Annotated in this window: 14 protein-coding genes; 7 read left to right on the plus strand and 7 right to left on the minus strand. The window is 52.0% G+C overall.

The features are described 5' to 3' along the window. Positions 1 to 78 precede the first annotated feature (78 nt). Complete coding sequence (gene ubiG, locus EAS44_RS09140; RefSeq protein ID WP_000990768.1) at positions 79 to 801, minus strand: bifunctional 2-polyprenyl-6-hydroxyphenol methylase/3-demethylubiquinol 3-O-methyltransferase UbiG; 723 nt, start codon at positions 799 to 801, stop codon at positions 79 to 81. Between the two features lie 146 nt (positions 802 to 947). On the opposite strand from ubiG, the gene gyrA reads away from it, so the two are divergent. From gyrA to yfaP, 6 genes are all read left to right on the plus strand, one after another. Beyond that, the gene (gene gyrA, locus EAS44_RS09145) at positions 948 to 3,575 is read left to right on the plus strand and encodes a DNA topoisomerase (ATP-hydrolyzing) subunit A (protein ID WP_001281253.1); all 2,628 of its coding nucleotides are present in this window, start codon (positions 948 to 950) and stop codon (positions 3,573 to 3,575) included. Between the two features lie 148 nt (positions 3,576 to 3,723). After that, positions 3,724 to 5,412 (plus strand): DUF2138 domain-containing protein, encoded by a 1,689-nt coding sequence (gene yfaA / locus EAS44_RS09150; protein WP_000012327.1) that lies wholly within the window; start codon positions 3,724 to 3,726, stop codon positions 5,410 to 5,412. Next, positions 5,409 to 6,032 carry a DUF1175 domain-containing protein gene (gene yfaT, locus EAS44_RS09155; protein ID WP_001297934.1) on the plus strand — a complete coding sequence of 208 codons (624 nt, stop codon included), beginning with the start codon at positions 5,409 to 5,411 and terminating at the stop codon, positions 6,030 to 6,032. Before yfaA ends, yfaT begins: the two co-directional genes overlap by 4 nt. Positions 6,033 to 6,055: 23 nt before the next feature. Then, positions 6,056 to 10,570: an alpha-2-macroglobulin family protein gene (locus tag EAS44_RS09160; protein ID WP_000536601.1), complete on the plus strand. Its 4,515-nt coding sequence runs from the start codon at positions 6,056 to 6,058 to the stop codon at positions 10,568 to 10,570. Further along, entirely contained in the window at positions 10,571 to 12,220 is a 1,650-nt protein-coding gene (yfaQ, locus tag EAS44_RS09165; protein ID WP_001104800.1) for a YfaQ family protein, read from the plus strand. It abuts the gene before it with no gap. A gap of 4 nt (positions 12,221 to 12,224) precedes the next feature. Next, positions 12,225 to 13,001 carry a YfaP family protein gene (gene yfaP / locus EAS44_RS09170; protein ID WP_001225879.1) on the plus strand — a complete coding sequence of 259 codons (777 nt, stop codon included), beginning with the start codon at positions 12,225 to 12,227 and terminating at the stop codon, positions 12,999 to 13,001. 73 nt (positions 13,002 to 13,074) lie between these two features. Here the strand turns inward: yfaP and atoB are convergent, their stop codons facing one another. From atoB to atoS, 6 genes are all read right to left on the minus strand, one after another. Continuing rightward, a complete protein-coding gene (atoB, locus tag EAS44_RS09175) occupies positions 13,075 to 14,259 on the minus strand; it encodes an acetyl-CoA acetyltransferase (protein ID WP_000786536.1) in 1,185 nt (394 codons plus the stop codon). Between the two features lie 30 nt (positions 14,260 to 14,289). Continuing rightward, on the minus strand, positions 14,290 to 15,612 hold the full coding sequence (gene atoE, locus EAS44_RS09180) for a TIGR00366 family protein (RefSeq protein WP_000580278.1): 1,323 nt from the start codon (positions 15,610 to 15,612) through the stop codon (positions 14,290 to 14,292). Beyond that, positions 15,609 to 16,259 (minus strand): acetate CoA-transferase subunit beta, encoded by a 651-nt coding sequence (gene atoA / locus EAS44_RS09185; RefSeq protein WP_000339055.1) that lies wholly within the window; start codon positions 16,257 to 16,259, stop codon positions 15,609 to 15,611. The genes atoE and atoA overlap by 4 nt, the downstream gene beginning before the upstream one ends. Continuing rightward, positions 16,259 to 16,921: an acetate CoA-transferase subunit alpha gene (atoD, locus tag EAS44_RS09190; protein ID WP_000850532.1), complete on the minus strand. Its 663-nt coding sequence runs from the start codon at positions 16,919 to 16,921 to the stop codon at positions 16,259 to 16,261. The genes atoA and atoD overlap by 1 nt, the downstream gene beginning before the upstream one ends. A gap of 195 nt (positions 16,922 to 17,116) precedes the next feature. Continuing rightward, positions 17,117 to 18,502, minus strand: a complete 1,386-nt coding sequence (atoC, locus tag EAS44_RS09195; RefSeq protein ID WP_000125281.1) for an acetoacetate metabolism transcriptional regulator AtoC — start codon at positions 18,500 to 18,502, stop codon at positions 17,117 to 17,119. Beyond that, positions 18,499 to 20,325, minus strand: coding sequence for a two-component system sensor histidine kinase AtoS (atoS, locus tag EAS44_RS09200; protein WP_001296244.1), 1,827 nt, complete (start codon positions 20,323 to 20,325; stop codon positions 18,499 to 18,501). Before atoS ends, atoC begins: the two co-directional genes overlap by 4 nt. 166 nt (positions 20,326 to 20,491) lie before the next feature. On the opposite strand from atoS, the gene rcsC reads away from it, so the two are divergent. Then, positions 20,492 to 23,341: a two-component system sensor histidine kinase RcsC gene (rcsC, locus tag EAS44_RS09205; protein ID WP_000876050.1), complete on the plus strand. Its 2,850-nt coding sequence runs from the start codon at positions 20,492 to 20,494 to the stop codon at positions 23,339 to 23,341. The last annotated feature ends 20 nt before the right edge of the window (positions 23,342 to 23,361 follow it).

Consider the following 23,361-nt stretch of genomic DNA (forward strand, 5'->3'; position numbering starts at 1 on the left):
GCATTTGTAGGCCTGATAAGACGCGGCAAGCGTCGCATCAGGCTTGGCGCGGTTGCCGGATGAATCCAAACAACAACCTCACTTATTCTGCGTGTGCAGCATATAGTTCACATCCACGCCGGGGCCGAGCTTAAAGGAATTAGTGATCGGGTTGTAATGCAGCCCGGTCATATGCCGTTCTTTAAGACTGGTCTGATCCACCCAGCCCAGCAATTCTGCCGGTTTAATAAACTTCTTCACATCATGTGTACCTTTAGGCACCATGCGCAAAATATATTCCGCACCAACCACCGCCATCAGCCATGACTTGCCGTTGCGGTTAAGCGTCGAGAAAAAGACATCGCCGCCCGGTTTCACCAGTTGCGCACAGGCTCTGACCACTGACTGAGGATCGGGGACGTGCTCCAGCATCTCCATACAGGTCACCACGTCATACTGTCCGGCATGTTTTGCCGCGTGCTCTTCCACGGTTTCCTGCACGTAATCCACCTGAATGCCGCTTTCCAGTGCGTGCAGTTTTGCCACCTGCAATGGCTCAAAGCCCATATCCAGACCGGTCACCGTCGCGCCCTCCCGCGCCATACTCTCGGCCAGAATGCCGCCGCCACAACCGACATCGAGCACCTTTTTGCCAAATAAACCGCCAGCACGCTCGGCAATATAGCCCAGACGCAGCGGGTTAATGCGGTGCAGCGGTTTGAACTCACCTTCAAGATCCCACCAGCGGGAGGCGACGGCTTCAAATTTAGCGATCTCTTCGTGGTCTACGTTGTGGTTTACCGGCGATTTTTCGGCATTCATTGGCACTTCTACTCCGTAATTGGCAAGACAAACGAGTATATCAGGCATTGGATGTGAATAAAGCGTATAGGTTTACCTCAAACTGCGCGGCTGTGTTATAATTTGCGACCTTTGAATCCGGGATACAGTAGAGGGATAGCGGTTAGATGAGCGACCTTGCGAGAGAAATTACACCGGTCAACATTGAGGAAGAGCTGAAGAGCTCCTATCTGGATTATGCGATGTCGGTCATTGTTGGCCGTGCGCTGCCAGATGTCCGAGATGGCCTGAAGCCGGTACACCGTCGCGTACTTTACGCCATGAACGTACTAGGCAATGACTGGAACAAAGCCTATAAAAAATCTGCCCGTGTCGTTGGTGACGTAATCGGTAAATACCATCCCCATGGTGACTCGGCGGTTTATGACACGATCGTCCGTATGGCGCAGCCATTCTCGCTGCGTTACATGCTGGTAGACGGTCAGGGTAACTTCGGTTCCATCGACGGCGACTCTGCGGCGGCAATGCGTTATACGGAAATCCGTCTGGCGAAAATTGCCCATGAACTGATGGCTGATCTCGAAAAAGAGACGGTCGATTTCGTTGATAACTATGACGGTACGGAAAAAATTCCGGACGTCATGCCAACCAAAATTCCTAACCTGCTGGTGAACGGTTCTTCCGGTATCGCCGTAGGTATGGCAACCAACATCCCGCCGCACAACCTGACGGAAGTCATCAACGGTTGTCTGGCGTATATCGATGATGAAGACATCAGCATTGAAGGGCTGATGGAACACATCCCGGGGCCGGACTTCCCGACGGCGGCAATCATTAACGGTCGTCGCGGTATTGAAGAAGCTTACCGTACCGGTCGCGGCAAGGTATATATCCGCGCCCGTGCCGAAGTAGAAGTTGACGCCAAAACCGGACGTGAAACCATTATCGTCCACGAAATTCCTTATCAGGTGAACAAAGCGCGCCTGATCGAGAAGATTGCGGAACTGGTAAAAGAAAAACGCGTGGAAGGCATCAGCGCGCTGCGTGACGAGTCTGACAAAGACGGTATGCGCATCGTGATTGAAGTGAAACGCGACGCGGTCGGTGAAGTTGTGCTTAACAACCTCTACTCCCAGACCCAGTTGCAGGTTTCTTTCGGTATCAACATGGTGGCATTGCACCATGGTCAGCCGAAGATCATGAACCTGAAAGACATCATCGCGGCGTTTGTTCGTCACCGCCGTGAAGTAGTGACCCGTCGTACTATTTTCGAACTGCGTAAAGCTCGCGATCGTGCTCATATCCTTGAAGCATTAGCCGTGGCGCTGGCGAACATCGACCCGATCATCGAACTGATCCGTCATGCGCCGACGCCTGCAGAAGCGAAAACCGCGCTGGTTGCAAATCCGTGGCAGCTGGGCAACGTTGCTGCGATGCTGGAACGTGCGGGCGACGATGCTGCGCGTCCGGAATGGCTGGAGCCAGAGTTCGGCGTGCGTGATGGTCTGTACTATCTGACCGAACAGCAAGCTCAGGCGATTCTGGATCTGCGTCTGCAGAAACTGACCGGCCTTGAGCACGAAAAACTGCTCGACGAATACAAAGAGCTGCTGGATCAGATTGCGGAACTGTTGCGTATTCTGGGTAGCGCCGATCGTCTGATGGAAGTGATCCGCGAAGAGCTGGAACTGGTTCGTGAACAGTTCGGTGACAAACGTCGTACCGAAATCACCGCTAACAGCGCCGACATCAACCTGGAAGATCTGATCACCCAGGAAGATGTGGTGGTCACGCTTTCTCACCAGGGTTACGTGAAGTATCAGCCGCTTTCTGAATACGAAGCGCAGCGTCGTGGCGGGAAAGGTAAATCTGCCGCACGTATTAAAGAGGAAGACTTTATCGACCGACTGCTGGTGGCGAACACTCACGACCATATTTTGTGCTTCTCCAGCCGTGGTCGCGTCTATTCGATGAAGGTTTACCAGTTGCCAGAAGCTACTCGTGGCGCACGTGGTCGTCCGATCGTCAATCTGCTGCCGCTGGAACAGGACGAACGTATCACCGCGATCCTGCCGGTGACCGAGTTTGAAGAAGGCGTGAAAGTCTTCATGGCGACCGCTAACGGTACCGTGAAGAAAACTGTCCTCACCGAATTCAACCGTCTGCGTACCGCCGGTAAAGTGGCGATCAAACTGGTTGAAGGCGATGAGCTGATCGGCGTTGACCTGACCAGCGGCGAAGACGAAGTAATGCTGTTCTCCGCTGAAGGTAAAGTGGTGCGCTTTAAAGAGTCTTCTGTCCGTGCGATGGGCTGCAACACCACCGGTGTTCGTGGTATTCGTTTAGGCGAAGGCGATAAAGTCGTCTCTCTGATCGTGCCTCGTGGCGATGGCGCAATCCTCACCGCAACGCAGAACGGTTATGGTAAACGTACCGCAGTGGCGGAATACCCAACCAAGTCGCGTGCGACGAAAGGGGTTATCTCCATCAAGGTTACCGAACGTAACGGTTTAGTGGTTGGCGCGGTGCAGGTAGATGACTGCGACCAGATCATGATGATCACCGATGCCGGTACGCTGGTACGTACTCGCGTTTCGGAAATCAGCATCGTAGGCCGTAACACCCAGGGCGTAATCCTTATCCGTACTTCGGAAGATGAAAACGTGGTGGGTCTGCAACGTGTTGCTGAACCGGTTGACGAGGAAGATCTGGATACCATCGACGGCAGTGCCGCGGAAGGGGACGATGAAATCGCTCCGGAAGTGGACGTTGACGACGAGCCAGAAGAAGAATAATTTCATCGCTTCATGCCAAAAGGGAGCCATCTCCCTTTTTTGAATTGAAAAGTCCAGGCTGTAAAGTCTGGGCTTTTGTCGTATTAGGGCGCGGTAAAGTTTGGCTGTGCCCGTAAAAAATGGCTGGCTATACACAAGGAATGTGGCAATGAGTGGTGAAAAAAAGGCGAAAGGCTGGCGGTTTTATGGCCTTGTTGGTTTTGGGGCAATAGCGCTGCTATCCGCTGGCGTATGGGCATTACAATACTCTGGCAGTGGGCCAGAAAAAACGTTGTCGCCACTGGTGGTGCACAACAATCTGCAAATCGATCTCAATGAGCCGGACCTCTTTCTCGACAGCGACTCTCTGAGCCAGCTTCCCAAAGATCTCCTTACCATTCCGTTTCTCCACGATGTTCTGAGCGAAGATTTCGTTTTCTATTATCAGAATCATGCCGATCGTCTGGGCATTGAAGGCAGCATTCGCCGCATTGTCTATGAACACGATCTCACGCTGAAAGATAAGCTCTTTTCGTCACTCTTAGACCAGCCCGCGCAGGCGGCACTGTGGCACGATAAACAAGGCCATCTTTCTCATTATATGGTGCTGATCCAGCGAAGTGGTTTAAGCAAGCTGCTGGAGCCATTGCTGTTTGCCGCTACCAGCGACAGCCAGTTAAGTAAAACGGAAATCAGTAGCATCAAGATAAATAGTGAAACTATTCCTGTTTATCAGTTGCGCTATAACGGCAATAACGTCCTGATGTTTGCGACTTATCAGGACAAAATATTGGCTTTTTCCAGTTCGGATATGCTGTTTAAAGATGACCAACAGGATACTGAAGCCACGGCGATCGCAAGTGATTTGTTGAGTGGTAAAAAACGCTGGCAAGCCAGCTTTGGCCTGGAAGAGCGTACTGCCGAAAAAACGCCAGTACGCCAGCGCATCGTGGTCAGCGCCAGGTTGCTGGGGTTTGGCTACCAGCGATTAGTGCCTTCTTTTGCTGGCATGCGCTTCGAAATGGGTAACGACGGCTGGCACAGTTTTCTGGCGTTAAACGATGAATCCGCCAGCGTAGATGCCAGTTTCGATTTTACGCCGGTATGGAACAGTATGCCTGCCGGAGCCAGCTTCTGTGTGGCGGTGCCGTATTCACACGGTATTGCCGAAGAGATGCTTTCGCACATCAGCCAGGAAAACGACAAGCTGAATGGGGCGTTAGACGGTGGCGCGGGGCTGTGCTGGTATGAAGACTCAAAATTGCAAACCCCACTGTTTGTTGGTCAGTTTGATGGCACTGCCGAACAGGCGCAATTGCCAGGGAAACTGTTTACGCAAAATATTGGTGCGCACGAAAGCAAAGCGCCAGAAGGTGTTTTGCCGGTAAGCCAGACTCAGCAGGGCGAAGCGCAAATCTGGCGTCGCGAAGTGAGTTCCCGATACGGTCAGTATCCGAAAGCGCAGGCGGCGCAACCCGATCAATTAATGTCGGATTATTTTTTCCGCGTGTCGCTGGCGATGCAAAACAAAACGCTGCTTTTCTCCCTCGATGACACGCTGGTTAATAACGCCCTGCAAGCACTGAATAAAACCCGCCCGGCAATGGTGGATGTAATACCCACTGATGGCATCGTTCCGCTCTATATCAATCCACAAGGAATGGCGAAACTGCTGCGTAACGAAACGCTGACCAGTCTGCCGAAGAATCTCGAACCGGTTTTTTATAACGCCGCACAAACTTTATTAATGCCGAAGCTGGACGCTTTATCTCAACAACCGCGTTATGTCATGAAGCTGGCCCAGATGGAACCCGGTGCCGCCTGGCAGTGGCTACCCATAACCTGGCAACCGCTATGAGACACGGGCTGCTGGTGCTGATTTGCTGGCTGTATTGTGTTGTTGCCCATAGTGAAATGCTAAATGTCGAACAATCCGGGCTGTTTCGCGCGTGGTTTGTGCGCATTGCACAGGAACAGCTCCGCCAGGGGCCAAGCCCACGCTGGTATCAACAGGATTGCGCGGGCCTGGTGCGATTTGCGGCGAACGAGGCGCTGAAAGTTCACGACAGTAAATGGCTAAAAAGTAACGGTTTATCTAACCAGTATTTGCCGCCAGAGATGACGCTAACACCTGAACAGCGTCAACTGGCGCAAAACTGGAATCAGGGGAATGGGAAAACCGGCCCCTATGTGACCGCGATTAATTTGATTCAGTACAACAGCCAGTTTATTGGCCAGGACATAAACCAGGCACTGCCTGGCGATATGATTTTTTTCGATCAGGGCGATGCCCAGCACTTAATGGTCTGGATGGGGCGTTACATCATCTACCACACCGGAAGCGCCACGAAAACTGACAACGGAATGCGCGCAGTCAGTCTGCAACAACTTATGACATGGAAGGACACCCGATGGATACCCAACGATTCCAATCCCAATTTCATTGGCATTTATCGTTTAAATTTTCTGGCGCGATAGCAGCGTGCTTGTCCCTGTCTCTTGTGGGAACAGGGCTTGCTAATGCTGATGATTCGCTTCCTTCCAGTAACTATGTGCCGCCCGCCGGGGGAACATTCTTTTTGCTCGCTGACAGCAGTTTTAGCAGCAGTGAAGAGGCGAAAGTGCGACTGGAAGCGCCGGGGCGTGATTATCGGCGCTATCAGATGGAAGAGTACGGCGGCGTGGACGTTCGCCTGTATCGTATTCCTGACCCGATGGCATTTTTGCGCCAGCAGAAAAACCTGCATCGCATTGTGGTGCAACCGCAATATCTGGGCGACGGACTGAACAATACGCTGACCTGGCTGTGGGATAACTGGTACGGCAAATCTCGCCGCGTGATGCAGCGTACTTTCTCTTCTCAGTCACGGCAGAATGTGACTCAGGCGTTACCCGAATTACAGCTCGGTAATGCCATTATTAAACCTTCCCGTTATGTACAGAACAACCAGTTTTCACCGCTGAAAAAATATCCACTAGTGGAACAGTTCCGTTACCCACTATGGCAGGCTAAACCGGTCGAGCCGCAACAAGGGGTAAAACTGGAAGGCGCATCCAGCAATTTCATTTCGCCGCAGCCGGGCAACATCTATATTCCTCTCGGCAAACAAGAGCCGGGACTGTACCTCGTCGAGGCGATGGTGGGTGGGTATCGGGCGACGACGGTGGTGTTTGTTTCCGATACCGTGGCGCTTAGCAAAGTGTCAGGTAACGAGCTTCTGGTGTGGACCGCGGGGAAAAAACAGGGTGAAGCGAAGCCCGGCTCAGAGATCTTGTGGACTGACGGTCTTGGCGTGATGACCCGCGGTGTGACCGATGGCAGCGGTACCTTGCAGTTACAACATATATCGCCAGAACGTTCATATATTCTGGGTAAGGATGCTGAAGGCGGCGTTTTTGTCTCCGAGAACTTTTTCTACGAAAGCGAAATCTACAACACCCGCTTGTATATCTTTACCGATCGCCCGCTATATCGCGCAGGCGATCGTGTCGATGTTAAAGTGATGGGCCGCGAGTTCCACGATCCGTTGCATTCATCCCCCATCGTCAGCGCACCGGCGAAGCTTTCGGTGCTGGACGCCAACGGCAGTCTGTTGCAAACCGTCAATGTCACGCTGGATGCGCGTAATGGCGGGCAGGGGAGTTTCCGCCTGCCAGAAAATGCCGTCGCCGGAGGTTATGAGTTACGTCTTGCTTACCGCAAACAGGTCTATAGCAGCAGTTTTCGCGTGGCAAACTACATCAAACCCCATTTTGAGATTGGTTTAGCTCTCGACAAAAAAGAGTTCAAAACTGGCGAAGCGGTCAGCGGCAAACTGCAACTGCTTTACCCGGATGGCGAGCCGGTAAAAGATGCCCGCGTGCAGTTAAGTTTGCGCGCTCAGCAATTATCAATGGTTGGTAACGATTTGCGTTATGCCGGACGTTTCCCGGTGTCGCTGGAAGGCAGTGAAACGGTTTCCGACGATAATGGTCATGTGGCGTTGAATCTCCCCGCCGCCGATAAACCGAGCCGTTATTTGTTAACCGTCTCCGCCAGTGACGGCGCGGCGTATCGAGTTACCACCACCAAAGAGATCCTCATTGAACGTGGCCTGGCGCATTACTCTTTAAGTACCGCCGCACAATACAGTAATAGCGGCGAGTCGGTTGTGTTCCGTTATGCCGCGCTGGAATCTTCAAAACAGGTTCCTGTTACGTATGAATGGTTGCGTCTCGAAGACCGCACGAGTCACAGCGGAGAGCTACAGTCAGGCGGCAAATCCTTTACCGTCAATTTCGCTAAACCTGGCAACTACAATCTGACATTACGCGATAAAGACGGCTTAATTCTCGCCGGGTTAAGCCATGCAGTCAGCGGTAAGGGCAGCACGTCGCATACTGGTACGGTAGATATCGTGGCAGATAAAACACTGTATCAGCCTGGCGAAACCGCGAAGATGCTGATTACCTTCCCGGAGCCAATTGACGAAGCATTATTGACGCTGGAACGCGATCGCGTGGAACAGCAGTCGCTGCTATCGCATCCGGCAAACTGGCTAACGCTACAACGTTTAAACGATACCCAGTATGAAGCCCGCGTACCGGTGAGCAATTCCTTTGCGCCTAACATCACTTTTTCGGTGCTGTATACCCGTAACGGTCAGTACAGTTTTCAGAACGCCGGGATTAAAGTTGCCGTTCCCCAGCTGGATATCCGGGTGAAAACGGACAAAACCCATTACCAGCCTGGTGAACTGGTCAATGTCGAATTAACCTCGTCGCTGAAAGGTAAACCTGTTTCTGCGCAGTTAACGGTAGGCGTGGTCGATGAAATGATCTACGCGCTGCAACCGGAAATCGCGCCGAATATCGGCAAATTTTTCTATCCGCTGGGGCGTAACAATGTGCGTACCAGCTCCAGTCTGTCGTTTATCAGCTACGATCAGGCGCTCTCCAGCGAGCCGGTTGCGCCTGGCGCGACTAACCGCAGCGAGCGGCGAGTAAAAATGCTGGAACGTCCACGGCGTGAAGAGGTGGATACCGCGGCCTGGATGCCGTCACTCACAACCGATAAACAAGGCAAAGCGTATTTCACGTTCCTGATGCCTGATTCGTTAACCCGCTGGCGCATCACCGCGCGTGGGATGAACGGCGACGGGCTGGTCGGGCAGGGGCGTGCTTATCTGCGTTCGGAAAAAAGTCTCTACATGAAATGGAGTATGCCAACGGTGTATCGCATGGGCGACAAACCGGCAGCAGGACTGTTTATCTTCAGTCAGCAGGATAACGAACCGGTGGCGCTGGTGACTAAATTTGCAGGCGCTGAGATGCGCCAGACGCTGACGCTGCACAAAGGGGCGAATTATATTTCGCTGACGCAGAATATTCAGCAATCTGGCTTGTTAAGTGCAGAACTGCAACAAAATGGGCAAGTACAGGACAGCATTAGCACAAAACTGTCTTTTGTGGATAACAGCTGGCCCGTTGAACAACAGAAAAACGTCATGCTCGGCGGTGGCGATAATGCGCTGACGTTGCCCGAGCAGGCGAGCAATATCCGGCTACAAAGTAGCGAAACGCCGCAGGAGATTTTCCGTAACAATCTTGATGCATTAGTCGATGAACCGTGGGGTGGCGTGATCAACACCGGTAGCCGTCTGATCCCGCTCAGTCTCGCCTGGCGTTCGCTTGCCGATCATCAAAGTGCCGCCGCTAACGACATTCGTCAGATGATTCAGGATAACCGTCTGCGGCTGATGCAACTGGCGGGGCCCGGAGCGCGCTTTACCTGGTGGGGTGAAGATGGCAATGGCGACGCCTTCCTCACGGCATGGGCATGGTACGCCGACTGGCAGGCCAGCCAGGCGCTCGGCGTAACGCAGCAACCGGAATACTGGCAACATATGCTCGACAGTTATGCCGAGCAGGCGGACAACATGCCGTTATTGCATCGGGCGCTGGTGCTGGCGTGGGCACAGGAGATGAATCTGCCGTGCAAAACGTTGTTGAAAGGGTTGGATGAAGCTATCGCCCGGCGCGGAACTAAAACTGAAGATTTCTCTGAGGAAGACACCAGCGATATCAATGACAGCCTGATCCTCGATACACCTGAATCTCCACTGGCAGATGCGGTGGCAAACGTCTTAACCATGACGTTGCTGAAAAAAGCGCAGTTGAAGTCCACTGTGATGCCACAGGTTCAGCAATATGCGTGGGATAAAGCAGCAAACAGCAATCAGCCGCTGGCGCACACGGTTGTGCTGCTTAATAGCGGTGGCGACGCTACCCAGGCGGCCGCTATTTTAAGTGGTTTGACCGCTGAGCAATCCACTATTGAGCGCGCGCTGGCCATGAACTGGCTGGCGAAATATATGGCGACGATGCCTCCAGTTGTGTTGCCTGCGCCTGCGGGCGCATGGGCTAAACATAAGTTAACTGGAGGGGGCGAAGACTGGCGTTGGGTTGGTCAGGGTGTGCCGGACATTCTCTCTTTTGGTGACGAATTATCGCCGCAAAATGTGCAGGTCCGCTGGCGTGAACCGGCAAAAACGGCTCAACAAAGTAACATTCCGGTGACCGTTGAACGCCAGTTGTATCGGCTTATCCCCGGTGAAGAAGAGATGAGCTTTACTCTGCTGCCGGTGACCAGCAATGAGATTGACAGCGATGCGCTGTATCTCGATGAAATTACGCTTACCAGCGAGCAGGATGCCGTTCTGCGCTACGGTCAGGTGGAAGTACCGCTCCCGCCAGGGGCTGACGTTGAGAGGACTACGTGGGGCATTTCGGTCAATAAACCCAACCCCGCGAAACAGCAGGGGCAATTGCTGGAAAAAGCGCGAAATGAAATGGGCGAACTGGGCTATATGGTGCCGGTGAAAGAACTGACGGGAACGGTCACTTTCCGCCATTTGCTGCGCTTCTCGCAAAAAGGGCAATTCGTTCTGCCTCCTGCTCGTTATGTGCGTTCCTATGCACCTGCACAGCAAAGTGTTGCGCCAGGGAGCGAATGGATCGGGATGCAGGTGAAATAAGTGAACTGGTACAGAATCGTCTGGCTATTGGCGTTGGTAACTCTGCCAACGCTTGCGGAGGAGACGCCGTTACAACTGGCGCTGCGGGGCGCGCAGCACGATCAACTGTATCAGCTGTCGTCATCAGGCGTGACCAAAGTCTCGGTATTACCTGACACGCTCACCACGCCATTAGGGAGTTTGTGGAAACTGTATATTTACGCCTGGCTGGAGGATACCCATCAACCGGAGCAGCCATACCAGTGTCGCGGCAACTCCCCGGAAGAGGTTTATTGTTGTCAGGCTGGGGAGAGCATAACGCGCGATTCCGCGCTGGTACGTTCCTGTGGACTCTATTTTGCGCCGCAGCGGTTGCATATTGGCGCAGATATGTGGGGGCAATACTGGCAACAGCGTCAGGCACCTGCGTGGTTAGCGTCTCTTACTACACTGAAGCCAGAAACCTCGGTAACGGTTAAATCGCTGCTTGATTCATTAGCGACATTACCTGCGCAAAACAAAGCTCAGGAAGTCTTACTGGATGTGGTGCTGGACGAGGCGAAAATCGGTGTCGCATCCATGCTCGGTAGTCGGGTACGGGTGAAAACCTGGAGTTGGTTTGCCGATGATAAACAGGAAATCCGTCAGGGTGGTTTTGCTGGCTGGTTAACCGATGGTACACCGCTGTGGGTTACTGGCAGTGGCACCAGCAAAACGGTACTGACCCGTTATGCGACGGCGCTTAATCGGGTTTTGCCAGTGCCGACGCAGGTTGCCAGTGGGCAATGTGTGTTGGTGGATCTGTTTGCTCGTTATCCGCTGAAGAAAGTTACTGAGGAAAAGAGTACGACGGCAGTCAAACCAGGCGTGCTCAATGGGCGCTATCGTGTGACGTTTGCCAATGGTAACCACATGACATTTGTCAGCCACGGTGAGACAACGTTACTGACGGTAAAGGGCAAACTGAAATTACAGTCGCATCTCGATCGTGAAGAGTACGTTGCCAGAGTTCTGGATCGCGAGGCGAAAAGTACGCCTCCTGAGGCAGCGAAAGCCATGACCGTGGCGATTCGCACGTATTTACAGCAAAACGCCGATCGCGATGGTGATTGCCTGAGCATCCCGGACAGTAGCGCTACCCAGCGCGTTTCAGCTTCGCCAGCCACTGTAGGCGCGCGGACGATGACCGCCTGGACGCAGGATCTCATCTATGCGGGCGATCCGGTTCATTATCATGGCAGCCGGGTTACCGAAGGGACGCTTTCCTGGCGGCACGCTACTGCCCAGGCGGGGCAGGGAGAGCGTTATGATCAGATACTTGCGTTTGCTTATCCCGACAACAACCTTAGCCGCTGGGGAGCGCCACGCTCAACCTGCCAGTTATTACCCAAAGCGAAAGCCTGGCTGGCGAAAAAAATGCCGCAGTGGCGGCGCGTGTTACAAGATGAAATGGGGTATAACGAACCTGACGTGTTTGCGGTCTGCCGCTTAGTCTCAGGTTTCCCCTATACCGATCGGCAGCAGAAACGGCTGTTTATTCGTAACTTCTTTACGCTTCAGGATCGGCTGGATTTAACCCATGAGTATCTGCACCTGGCCTTTGATGGTTATCCCACCGGGCTTGATGAGAACTATATCGAAACGCTGACCCGACAATTATTAATGGACTAATGCTATGCGAAAGATTTTTCTTCCGTTGTTACTGGTGGCGCTTTCGCCTGTCGCTCACAGTGAAGGTGTGCAGGAAGTCGAGATTGATGCACCGCTCTCTGGCTGGCATCCGGCAGAGGGTGAAGATGCCAGTTTTTCACAAACGATCAATTACCCGGCGTCGTCCGTCAACATGGCAGATGATCAAAATATCTCAGCGCAGATCCGCGGCAAAATAAAGAATTATGCTGCGGCGGGTAAAGTTCAGCAGGGCCGGCTGGTGGTCAACGGTGCCAGTATGCCGCAGAGAATTGAATCAGATGGTTCTTTTGCACGCCCTTATATTTTCACTGAAGGCAGCAACAGCGTGCAGGTCATCAGCCCAGATGGGCAAAGCCGACAAAAAATGCAGTTTTACTCAACGCCGGGTGCTGGGGCGATTCGCGCACGTTTACGGCTGGTTCTCTCGTGGGATACGGACAATACCGACCTCGATCTTCATGTCGTTACGCCTGACGGTGAACATGCCTGGTACGGTAACACCGTGCTGAAAAACAGTGGTGCACTGGATATGGATGTCACGACAGGGTACGGCCCCGAGATTTTCGCCATGCCAGCGCCAGTTCACGGCCGTTATCAGGTGTATATCAACTACTATGGCGGACGCAGCGAAACGGAATTAACTACGGCCCAACTGACGCTGATCACCGATGAAGGGTCGGTCAATGAGAAACAGGAAACTTTTATTGTACCGATGCGTAATGCTGGCGAACTGACGCTGGTGAAAAGTTTTGACTGGTGATTAATGAGGTTATCTTTACTGTCAATGTTCAAGAAAACGCCCGATGACTTTCGCTATCGGGCGTTTTTACATGTTAATTCAATCGTTCAATCACCATCGCAATTCCCTGGCCGCCACCAATGCACAGTGTTGCCAGCCCCAGCGTTTTATCGCGTGCCTGCATTGCATGTAATAGTGTGACCAGAATACGAGCACCACTGGCACCGATAGGATGCCCCAGCGCGATGGCCCCGCCGTTGACATTCACTTTCTCAGGCTCAAAGCCCAGGGTTTTCCCAACGGCAAGGAACTGTGCAGCAAATGCTTCATTAGCCTCAATGAGATCAATATCCGCCAGTTGCAGCCCCGCCAGTTGTAACGCTTTTTGCGTGGCAGGTACTGGCCCCATACCCATCAATGCGGGGGGCACGCCACCGCTGGCATAACTTTTAATGCGAGCCAGGGGGGTAAGGCCTGCTGCCAGCGCCGAAGATTCTTCCATAATCACCAGAGCGGCAGCACCGTCGTTAATGCCAGACGCGTTCCCGGCGGTGACTGTTCCTGCTTTATCGAAGGCCGGGCGCAATGCGCCTAACGCTTCAGCCGTAGAATCCGCTTTCGGGAATTCGTCTTGACTGAAGACGAAGGTTTTCTTCCGAGTGACAACATTTACCGGGACGATTTCGGCTGTAAAAGCACCGGACTCAATTGCGGCTGCCGCTTTACGCTGTGAATGTAGCGCCAGTTCATCCTGCATTTCACGGGTAATTCCGTACTCTTTAGCCACGTTTTCGGCGGTAATCCCCATATGATAACCATGGGTGGCGCACATCAGACCATCGCGCAGGATTACGTCATAAACCTGTCCGTCTCCAAGACGATAACCAGAGCGTGCTTTTGCATCGAGTAAGTAGGGCGCTAAACTCATATTTTCCATACCCCCCGCCACAATGCTCTGCGCCTGACCTGCCTGAATTGCCTGGGCGGCAAGCGCCACACTTTTAAGACCCGAACCACACACTTTATTGACCGTGAATCCGCACACCGTTTCAGCCAGTCCGCTTTTTAGCAGCGCCTGACGTGCCGGATTTTGCCCCAGTCCGGCTTGCAACACGTTACCCATAATCACTTCATCAACGTGTAGTGAATCGATTTTTGCACGTTCAATGGCGGCTTTAATTACTGTCGCCCCCAGGTCGATGGCGCTGGTGGAAGCGAGTGAACCGTTAAAACTACCGATAGCAGTACGTACCGCACTGACGATGACACAATTTTTCATTTTATATTCCTTCTGTCTGTAGGGTTGCCGTCAGAACAGCGTTAAACCAATGACGAAAATGACGCCGGAGAAGAGCAGGGCAGTGATGCAATAGCCCATGATGTCGCGGACACCGAGTCCGGCGATTGCCAGTGCTGGCAGCGCCCAGAACGGTTGTGCCATGTTCATCCATTGCTCGCCGTAGGCGATCGCCATTACCGATTTACCGAGATCAGCGCCCAGCGCCTGGGCTGCGGGCATCACGAACGGCCCCTGAATAACCCAGTGCCCGCCGCCAGACGGAACGGCGAAGTTAATCAGTGCAGAACTAAAAAAGGTCATGACCGGGAAGGTGTCTTTGTTCGCAACATTGATGAAGAATTCGGTAATGAGTCCGCCCAGACCGGAGTGCTCCATCATCAGTTGGATCCCCGCGTAGAAGGGGAATTGCACCAGAATACCGGCGGTACTGCGTGCTGCCGCGCTGATAGCACGCATATAAGCCATTGGCGTTTTATGTAGCAGCAGACCCGCAATCATAAACATCAGGTTGACGGTATTGATGGTGATGTTGAAGCCATGTTCGCTGAAGTACATCGCCAGGTAAGCGATACCGAGTGCGCCGATGATCAACGTCAGAATACGGCTTTCTTCCAGTCGCTCGGACGGTGGAGCATCTTTCGGTAGTTGCTTTTGAAAATCAGCCTCTTCCATGAGTAGTTTCGGATCGATACTCACCACGTCAGACGGTTTTGGCATCATCATGCGGGTGATAAATGGCATCACCACAATCAACGCCACAGTGATGAAAATATTAAAACCACTGAACAGAGTATCGCCCACCGGGATCAGCCCGGCGATATGCTCAACCGGGTTGCCCGGTGTTGCAGCCAACAGAGGCATTGAGCCAGAGAAACCGCCACCCCAGGTGAGAAAACCAATGTAGGCGCAGGCAATGAGCAACGGATAATCAGAACCGGGTACTCGCCGGGCGACTTCACGGGCGAACATTGCACCGACAACCAAACCAAATCCCCAGTTGATGACACAAGCAACTGAACCGAAGAAAGTAACCAGCATGACGCCCTGTACGGGCGTCTTTGCGGCGGAGGCGGCAGTACGCAGCAAACTTTTCACCGGCGCGGAGCTGGCAAGGGCATGACCGGTAACGATGATAAGCGCCATCTGCATACCAAACGCCAGCAAGTTCCAGAAACCGTCACCCCACATTTTCACCATGCTGATCGGCGTTTGTGGTGTTAACCAAAGCGCGATCACGAATGTTAGCAATGTCAGCAACATGGCAAAGATCAGTGGATCGGGAAGCCATCGGCTGACAAAACGCGTCATAAAACGCGATATGCGACCAATCATAAATCACCCCGTTGCGTATTCAGATCGGCAGCTACTTCAAACCGAGCTTCTGTTTTGGCACGCACGGTGGCTAAATCACACCCGTCGGCAATTTCGGTGAGCCACATTTTGCCGTCAATAAAACGAAAGACAGCCAGTTCAGTAACCAGCATATGCACCGCATGTTGCGCAGTGAGTGGCATGGTGCAGCGGCGCAAAATTTTTGCTGAACCATCTTTGGCGCAATGTTCCATGGCGATGATCACTTTGCGCGACCCGGTCACCAGATCCATCGCGCCACCCATACCGGGCACCATTTTCCCAGGCACTACCCAGTTCGCGAGGTTTGCTTCTTCGTCTACTTGCAAACCGCCGAGCACGCAGGCATCAATATGACCGCCACGGATTAGCGCAAATGACATGGCGCTATCAAACATGGCTGCGCCGGGTAAAATGCCGCACGGTTGTCCGCCAGCGTTCACCAGATCGGGATGCGCTGTTGTGACCGGGCCTAAACCGAGGAAGCCGTTTTCTGATTGCAGAGTGATATGAATACCCTCCGGTAAATAATTGGCGACCATTGTGGGTAAACCGATCCCTAAGTTAACGATGTCACCATCACGAAGCTCTTGCGCCACACGGCGCGCAATACGTTGTTTCGCATCCATTATTTGCTCTCCTGTGAAACGATGATGTGGTCGATAACGGCACCAGGGGTGACAATATGGTCAGGTTGCAGCTCGCCGGTTTCGACCAGTTCATCCGGCTCTACCAGCGTGATATCAGCCGCAAGGGCTATCAGGGGGTTAAAGTTGCGGGCGCTAAGGTGATAGGTCAGGTTGCCAAGTGTGTCGCAACGATGAGCGCGAATTAGCGCCAGGTCGGCGCGCAGCGGGCGTTCGAGCAGCCAGGTTTTACCGTCGAGTGTCAGTGTCTGTTTGCCTTCCTCTACGACGCTGCCGACACCAGTTGGGGTGAGAAAACCACCAAGTCCAGCTCCGCCACAGCGAATTTGCTCGATTAGCGTACCTTGCGGCACCAGAACGACGTCCATCTCACCAGATATCATGCGCCGACCTGTTTCCGGGTTGGTGCCGATATGTGAAGCAATCACTTTGCGGACTCGACCATTGACGATGAGCGGACCGATGCCGGTATCAACAAACGCGGTATCATTGGCTATCAATGTCAGGTCGCGAACACCAGATTCCAGTAATGCTTCAACCAGGCGGGATGGAGTGCCAATCCCCATAAATCCGCCCACCATGATGGTCATGCCGTCACGAAAGAAGCCGGTGGCGTCTTGTAATGTCATCAATTTTGTTTTCATTTTTTATCCCTCTTGCATACACCGTTGTGGGTACAGTCAGGGAATAGCAAGGGGAGTGCCAGAATGAGATTATTGAATGTTGTTATTTAACTAATTGAATAGAAAAGGATAAATTAGATGGGGATTCATAAGGAGAATGAGCGGCTATGCAGAAAATTGCGCACTGTGCAAATTTCTGCATAGCAAGTTTTGGCGTTATACATCCGCCGGATCGATACCGTATTCCTGGAGTTTATACATCAATGCACGGCGACTGATGCCCAGCATTAAAGCAGTGCGGGTTCGGTTTCCTTCTTGTTGTTCCAGCACTTCCATAATGATGCGTTTTTCGACGCGTTTAATTTCCTCTTTTAAATTACGCTCACCGACAGGGGCTGTTTTTGCTTCACCAGCATTACAGACTGGCTGACGAATCTGCGGCGGAAGATCCTCAGAAAAAATGATCGGGCCTGAATTCATCACGACGGCGCGTTCAATAACGTTGGAAAGCTCTCGAATATTTCCCGGCCATGACCAGGCGGTAAGCAGTGACATTGCCATCGGATCGATGTCGATAATATCGCGCTGATTCTCACTACTGAATTTTTGCAAAAAGTGATTAGCTAACAGGGAAATATCTTCCCGGCGATCGCGCAGAGGCGGCAGTATTAAATGAATAACGTTAAGGCGATAAAAGAGATCTTCACGGAAGGTGCCTTCTTTCACCATTGCCTGCAAGTCGCGGTTGGTGGCAGCAATGATGCGGATATCAACTTTTATGGTCTGATGGCCGCCAATCCGTTCAAATTCCCGTTCCTGCAGAATGCGTAGTAATTTGGCTTGCAGTACCAGCGGCATTTCGCCAATTTCGTCGAGGAGCAAAGTACCTTCGTTGGCACGTTCAAATAATCCCTGACGCAAGGTTTGTGCACCAGTAAATGCACCTTTTTCATGACCAAACAGTTCACTTTCGAGCAACGATTCCGGCAGCGCCGCGCAGTTGACTTTAATGAACGGCCCCTTTGCCCGCCGCGAATTGTAGTGAATCGCTCTGGCAATCAACTCTTTCCCGGTGCCGCTTTCACCGCTAATCAAGACGCTGGCCTGAGAAAGGGCAATTTTGGCGGTGTCTTTGCAGATGTCCATCATCGCCGGGCTGTTGGTGAGAATGTGCCCCCATTGCCAGCTGGTGCTCAGTGCCTGGTGCAGATGACGGATCTCTTTTTTCATTGACTGGAGTTGTAAAGCGCGCTGAACGATTAAATTCAACTCATCGAGATCAAACGGTTTGATAACATAGTCGAAGGCTCCGCAGCGTAGTGCTTCGACGGCGGTTTCCACTTCAGCATAGGCCGTCATCAGAATAACGGGTGTCCGGGTCTCATGGCTGCGCATCTCCTTTAGTGCCTTGATGCCGTCCATCTCTGGCATGCGGATATCCATCAACACCACGTCAGGGTGAATATCGGCAAACAGGTGTAATGCTGTGCGCCCGTTGTTCGCACAATGTGTTTCGAATCCTTGTAGTGCAAAAGCGGTGCTCAGCATACGGCGAACATTATCTTCATCATCCACAATAAGGATGCGATTAATAGCAGTCATACAGTCTGATTTCCCTGCGGGTTGATCGGTAAAATAAGCGTGAAGGTTGCGCCGTAGCCCGGCAAACTGGCGACGCGAATATCACCCTGATGGGCATTAATGATGCGTTGACTTAACGCCAGACCAAGCCCGGTTCCTGAGGCTTTGGTAGTGAAAAAGGGATCGAAGATCTTTTTTTGCAGCGAGAGATCAATGCCACTGCCGTTGTCCTCTATCGAAATGGCCTGTTGCGAGTCGCTATACTGCCAGGTTCGAATGCGAATTTTCCCTCGTGCACTGATAGCCTGGACGGCATTGATCAGGATATTCAGTAGTACCTGTTTGAGCAGTTCACGATCGGCGTTAATCGGGCTTAATTCATTATCCAGTTCGCTTATGAAGTCGACCCGCGCTTGTACGCCGGCGGTTTGTACCAGTACCAGAGTTTCTTCAACCAATGCATTGAGGCTGACTTGTTGCCATTGACTGTGGCGTGGACGTGAAAATTCGAGCAATTGCTGAATAACTTTGTTAATTGAATCGATTTCTTTGAGTACTACGGACAGATATTCCTGATGTATTGGGTCACGGGTTTGTTGGCGCAAGATCTGTACATAACCACGAATAGCTGTTAGCGGATTACGTACTTCATGCGCCACGCCAGCCATCAGCTCACCCAGTGTGGCGAGGCGTTCTGCTTGCGCCATGCGGCGCTGGGTTTCTTTGCGGGCAGTTAAATCAGAGAAAATCACCAAAGCACCTATCATTTCACCGTGCGTGTTATGAATACGACTGGTCGTGACACTGAGTTCAATGGTGCGGTCACGGCCTGGAAAACTGATCTCCAGTGCTACATGTTCGGTGCCATGTTCCAGCGTATCCAGTACTGGACTGTAGAACTGAGTATTGTCGAACAACATGGAGTAAGGCTGCCCTACCAGTTCATGACGTTGATAGCCAGTGATGACTTCTGCTGCTGGGTTCATGGTGGTTACATCACCCTGGCGGTCAATGGCAATGACGCCATCGGCAGCGTTTTCAATAATCAGATCGTTAAGTGTTCGCGTTTCACGCAGTGCCTGGGCGAGGTTGTTAACACTCTGACTGATTTGCCCCATTTCACCGGGCAATTGTGGTAATCGAGTGGGAATATTTTGAGCCAGAGTCGAGAGGCCATCGGTGATGATATCTATATTGGCGCTCAGGCGACGGGAGAAAAGGACAATCAACAGCAGGCTTATCAGCAAACCGGCGGTGAGCACAATGATAATCCTCACATCCATTTTCCAGGCCTGGCGGCGAATATCTTCGGTTAATTCATTGGCCCAGATATAGCCGAGGATTTCACCATTACGCTCAATGGGAATCATTGAATTCAAAATATCGCCGCGCACCTGCCTGCCTGAATAAACCAAAGGGGTATTTGTACGCATGACTTCGCGACCAGGGTGATCTGCGGCAATGGTAACGCCCACATTATTCTGATATAGCGCTGAAGGCGCGTAGGTGATTATCGCATCCAGCGTTTTGTTGTAATAACCAGCGCCGATGCCAGGGAAGGCGTGAGTGATATTTTCGGTAATGGGGGCAAGTTCTGCATTTAATGCGCGGATACGCTCCTCACGCGGTAAGTCGATGTAGAGATCGTAGCGATTGCCTAGCGCCTGATTAAGCAGGTTGACCACGGCAGAAAGTTTTTTCTCTTTTTCAGATAAGACTGCTGAACGTCCTTCCGTTTCTACGATATAACCAATAGTAAGCGTTGGGACAATGACCATCAGGATTGCCATCAGGATCATTTGATTGCGTAAGCGGCGTGGATAAATCCACTTCATATAATGCATGCTGAAATCCACTAGTCTTGTCCGGTATATGACGATTATCAGAGGTTAAGGTGATGATTTCTCGGCGGTGTATCATATTCCAGAGAAGAGAGAACATTGCGGTAACACGCTTTTACCGCTACCTTAACCACACTCCATCGGTCACCTGAGGCGGAGCTTCGCCCCTTTGAAATACCTTGCTTCTTTTCGTACAACCCTGAAAGCCTCGCGCTACATGTTCAGAGCATTGGCGTTAGTGCTCTGGCTGTTGATTGCTTTTTCATCCGTTTTTTACATCGTTAATGCGTTACATCAGCGAGAATCGGAAATTCGTCAGGAATTTAATCTGAGTTCCGATCAGGCTCAGCGCTTTATTCAACGCACCTCTGATGTGATGAAAGAGCTGAAGTACATAGCTGAAAATCGCTTATCGGCAGAAAACGGTGTGCTTTCCCCGCGTGGACGAGAAACGCAGACGGATGTGCCTGCGTTTGAACCGCTGTTTGCTGACTCTGATTGTTCCGCAATGAGTAACACCTGGCGAGGTTCTCTGGAGTCATTGGCGTGGTTTATGCGCTACTGGCGCGATAATTTTTCTGCGGCTTACGATCTAAACCGGGTATTTTTAATCGGCAGCGATAACCTCTGCATGGCTAATTTCGGTCTGCGTGATATGCCAGTGGAACGCGATACCGCGTTAAAAGCTTTGCATGAACGCATTAATAAATATCGAAATGCACCACAAGATGATAGTGGCAGTAACCTCTACTGGATCAGCGAAGGTCCGCGCCCTGGCGTCGGGTATTTTTACGCCTTGACGCCAGTTTATCTGGCGAATCGGTTGCAGGCGCTTTTGGGTATCGAGCAAACCATCCGGATGGAGAACTTTTTCTTACCTGGTACGTTGCCGATGGGGGTTACCATTCTTGATGAAAATGGTCATACCCTGATTTCGCTTACCGGACCAGAAAGCAAAATTAAGGGCGATCCTCGCTGGATGCAGGAACGCTCCTGGTTTGGCTATACGGAAGGGTTCCGCGAACTGGTGCTGAAGAAAAATCTGCCACCCTCATCGCTAAGCATCGTTTATTCAGTGCCAGTTGATAAGGTGCTGGAACGCATTCGCATGTTGATCCTTAACGCAATTTTGCTGAATGTGCTTGCCGGAGCTGCATTGTTTACTCTCGCGCGGATGTACGAGCGGCGTATTTTCATTCCGGCGGAAAGCGACGCCCTGCGACTGGAAGAACATGAGCAGTTTAATCGCAAGATTGTCGCCTCCGCGCCAGTGGGTATCTGCATTTTGCGTACCGCTGATGGCGTCAATATTTTAAGTAACGAACTGGCGCATACCTATCTCAATATGCTTACGCATGAGGACCGCCAACGGCTGACACAAATTATCTGTGGGCAGCAGGTCAATTTTGTTGATGTCCTGACCAGCAACAATACTAATCTGCAAATCAGCTTCGTCCATTCGCGCTATCGTAATGAAAACGTGGCCATTTGTGTGCTGGTGGATGTTTCTTCGCGCGTGAAGATGGAAGAGTCGTTGCAGGAGATGGCACAAGCAGCGGAACAGGCGAGCCAGTCAAAATCGATGTTCCTGGCCACCGTCAGTCATGAGCTGCGAACGCCGCTGTATGGCATTATCGGTAACCTGGATCTGTTGCAAACCAAAGAGTTACCGAAAGGCGTCGATCGTCTGGTGACGGCAATGAACAACTCTTCCAGCCTGTTGTTGAAAATTATCAGCGATATTCTCGATTTCTCGAAAATTGAATCAGAACAGTTGAAGATCGAACCGCGTGAGTTTTCACCGCGTGAAGTGATGAACCACATCACCGCCAACTATTTACCGCTGGTGGTACGCAAGCAGTTAGGCTTGTACTGCTTTATTGAACCGGATGTGCCAGTGGCCTTAAATGGCGACCCGATGCGTTTACAGCAGGTCATCTCCAACCTGTTGAGTAACGCCATAAAATTCACCGATACCGGCTGTATAGTTTTGCATGTTCGCGCTGATGGCGATTATCTCTCTATCCGTGTTCGCGATACCGGCGTGGGGATACCGGCGAAAGAAGTGGTGCGTTTGTTTGATCCCTTCTTCCAGGTCGGAACGGGCGTACAGCGTAACTTCCAGGGGACTGGTCTGGGTCTGGCGATTTGTGAAAAACTGATCAGCATGATGGACGGCGACATCTCGGTAGATTCAGAACCGGGAATGGGCAGCCAGTTTACCGTGCGTATTCCGTTATACGGCGCTCAGTACCCGCAGAAAAAAGGTGTGGAAGGGTTGAGTGGTAAACGCTGCTGGCTGGCGGTCCGCAATGCGTCGCTCTGTCAGTTCCTGGAAACCAGTTTGCAGCGCAGCGGCATCGTCGTTACAACATACGAAGGGCAGGAACCGACTCCCGAAGATGTGTTAATTACTGACGAGGTAGTGAACAAAAAATGGCAGGGCAGAGCGGTAGTGACCTTCTGTCGTCGCCATATTGGTATTCCGCTGGAGAAAGCGCCAGGGGAGTGGGTACACAGTGTGGCTGCTCCGCATGAGCTACCGGCATTGTTGGCGCGTATTTATTTGATCGAGATGGAGAGCGACGATCCTGCTAACGCTCTGCCGTCGACGGACAAAGCGGTCAGCGATAATGACGATATGATGATTCTGGTCGTAGATGATCATCCGATTAACCGGAGTCTGCTGGCAGATCAGTTGGGATCGTTGGGCTATCAATGTAAAACCGCGAATGATGGCGTCGATGCGCTTAATGTACTTAACAAGAATCATATTGATATCGTGCTTAGCGACGTCAATATGCCAAATATGGATGGTTACCGCTTGACGCAACGCATTCGTCAGTTGGGACTGACGTTGCCGGTAATCGGAGTAACTGCTAATGCGTTGGCTGAAGAGAAGCAGCGGTGTCTGGAGTCCGGTATGGACAGTTGCCTGTCGAAGCCGGTAACGCTGGATGTGATAAAACAGACGCTGACGGTATATGCCGAGAGGGTCAGGAAATCGCGGGAATCGTAGGACGGATAAGGCGTTTACGC

The organism is Escherichia coli DSM 30083 = JCM 1649 = ATCC 11775 (assembly GCF_003697165.2).
In the GTDB taxonomy this organism is placed as follows: domain Bacteria; phylum Pseudomonadota; class Gammaproteobacteria; order Enterobacterales; family Enterobacteriaceae; genus Escherichia; species Escherichia coli.

Excerpts from the sequence above, each read along its gene's own strand:
- ubiG (WP_000990768.1), bottom strand. The coding sequence starts at position 801 with ATGAATGCCGAAAAATCGCCGGTAAACCACAACGTAGACCACGAAGAG.
- gyrA (WP_001281253.1), top strand. The coding sequence starts at position 948 with ATGAGCGACCTTGCGAGAGAAATTACACCGGTCAACATTGAGGAAGAG.
- yfaA (WP_000012327.1), top strand. The coding sequence starts at position 3,724 with ATGAGTGGTGAAAAAAAGGCGAAAGGCTGGCGGTTTTATGGCCTTGTT.
- yfaT (WP_001297934.1), top strand. The coding sequence starts at position 5,409 with ATGAGACACGGGCTGCTGGTGCTGATTTGCTGGCTGTATTGTGTTGTT.
- yfaP (WP_001225879.1), top strand. The coding sequence starts at position 12,225 with ATGCGAAAGATTTTTCTTCCGTTGTTACTGGTGGCGCTTTCGCCTGTC.
- atoB (WP_000786536.1), bottom strand. The coding sequence starts at position 14,259 with ATGAAAAATTGTGTCATCGTCAGTGCGGTACGTACTGCTATCGGTAGT.
- atoE (WP_000580278.1), bottom strand. The coding sequence starts at position 15,612 with ATGATTGGTCGCATATCGCGTTTTATGACGCGTTTTGTCAGCCGATGG.
- atoA (WP_000339055.1), bottom strand. The coding sequence starts at position 16,259 with ATGGATGCGAAACAACGTATTGCGCGCCGTGTGGCGCAAGAGCTTCGT.
- atoD (WP_000850532.1), bottom strand. The coding sequence starts at position 16,921 with ATGAAAACAAAATTGATGACATTACAAGACGCCACCGGCTTCTTTCGT.
- atoC (WP_000125281.1), bottom strand. The coding sequence starts at position 18,502 with ATGACTGCTATTAATCGCATCCTTATTGTGGATGATGAAGATAATGTT.
- atoS (WP_001296244.1), bottom strand. The coding sequence starts at position 20,325 with ATGCATTATATGAAGTGGATTTATCCACGCCGCTTACGCAATCAAATG.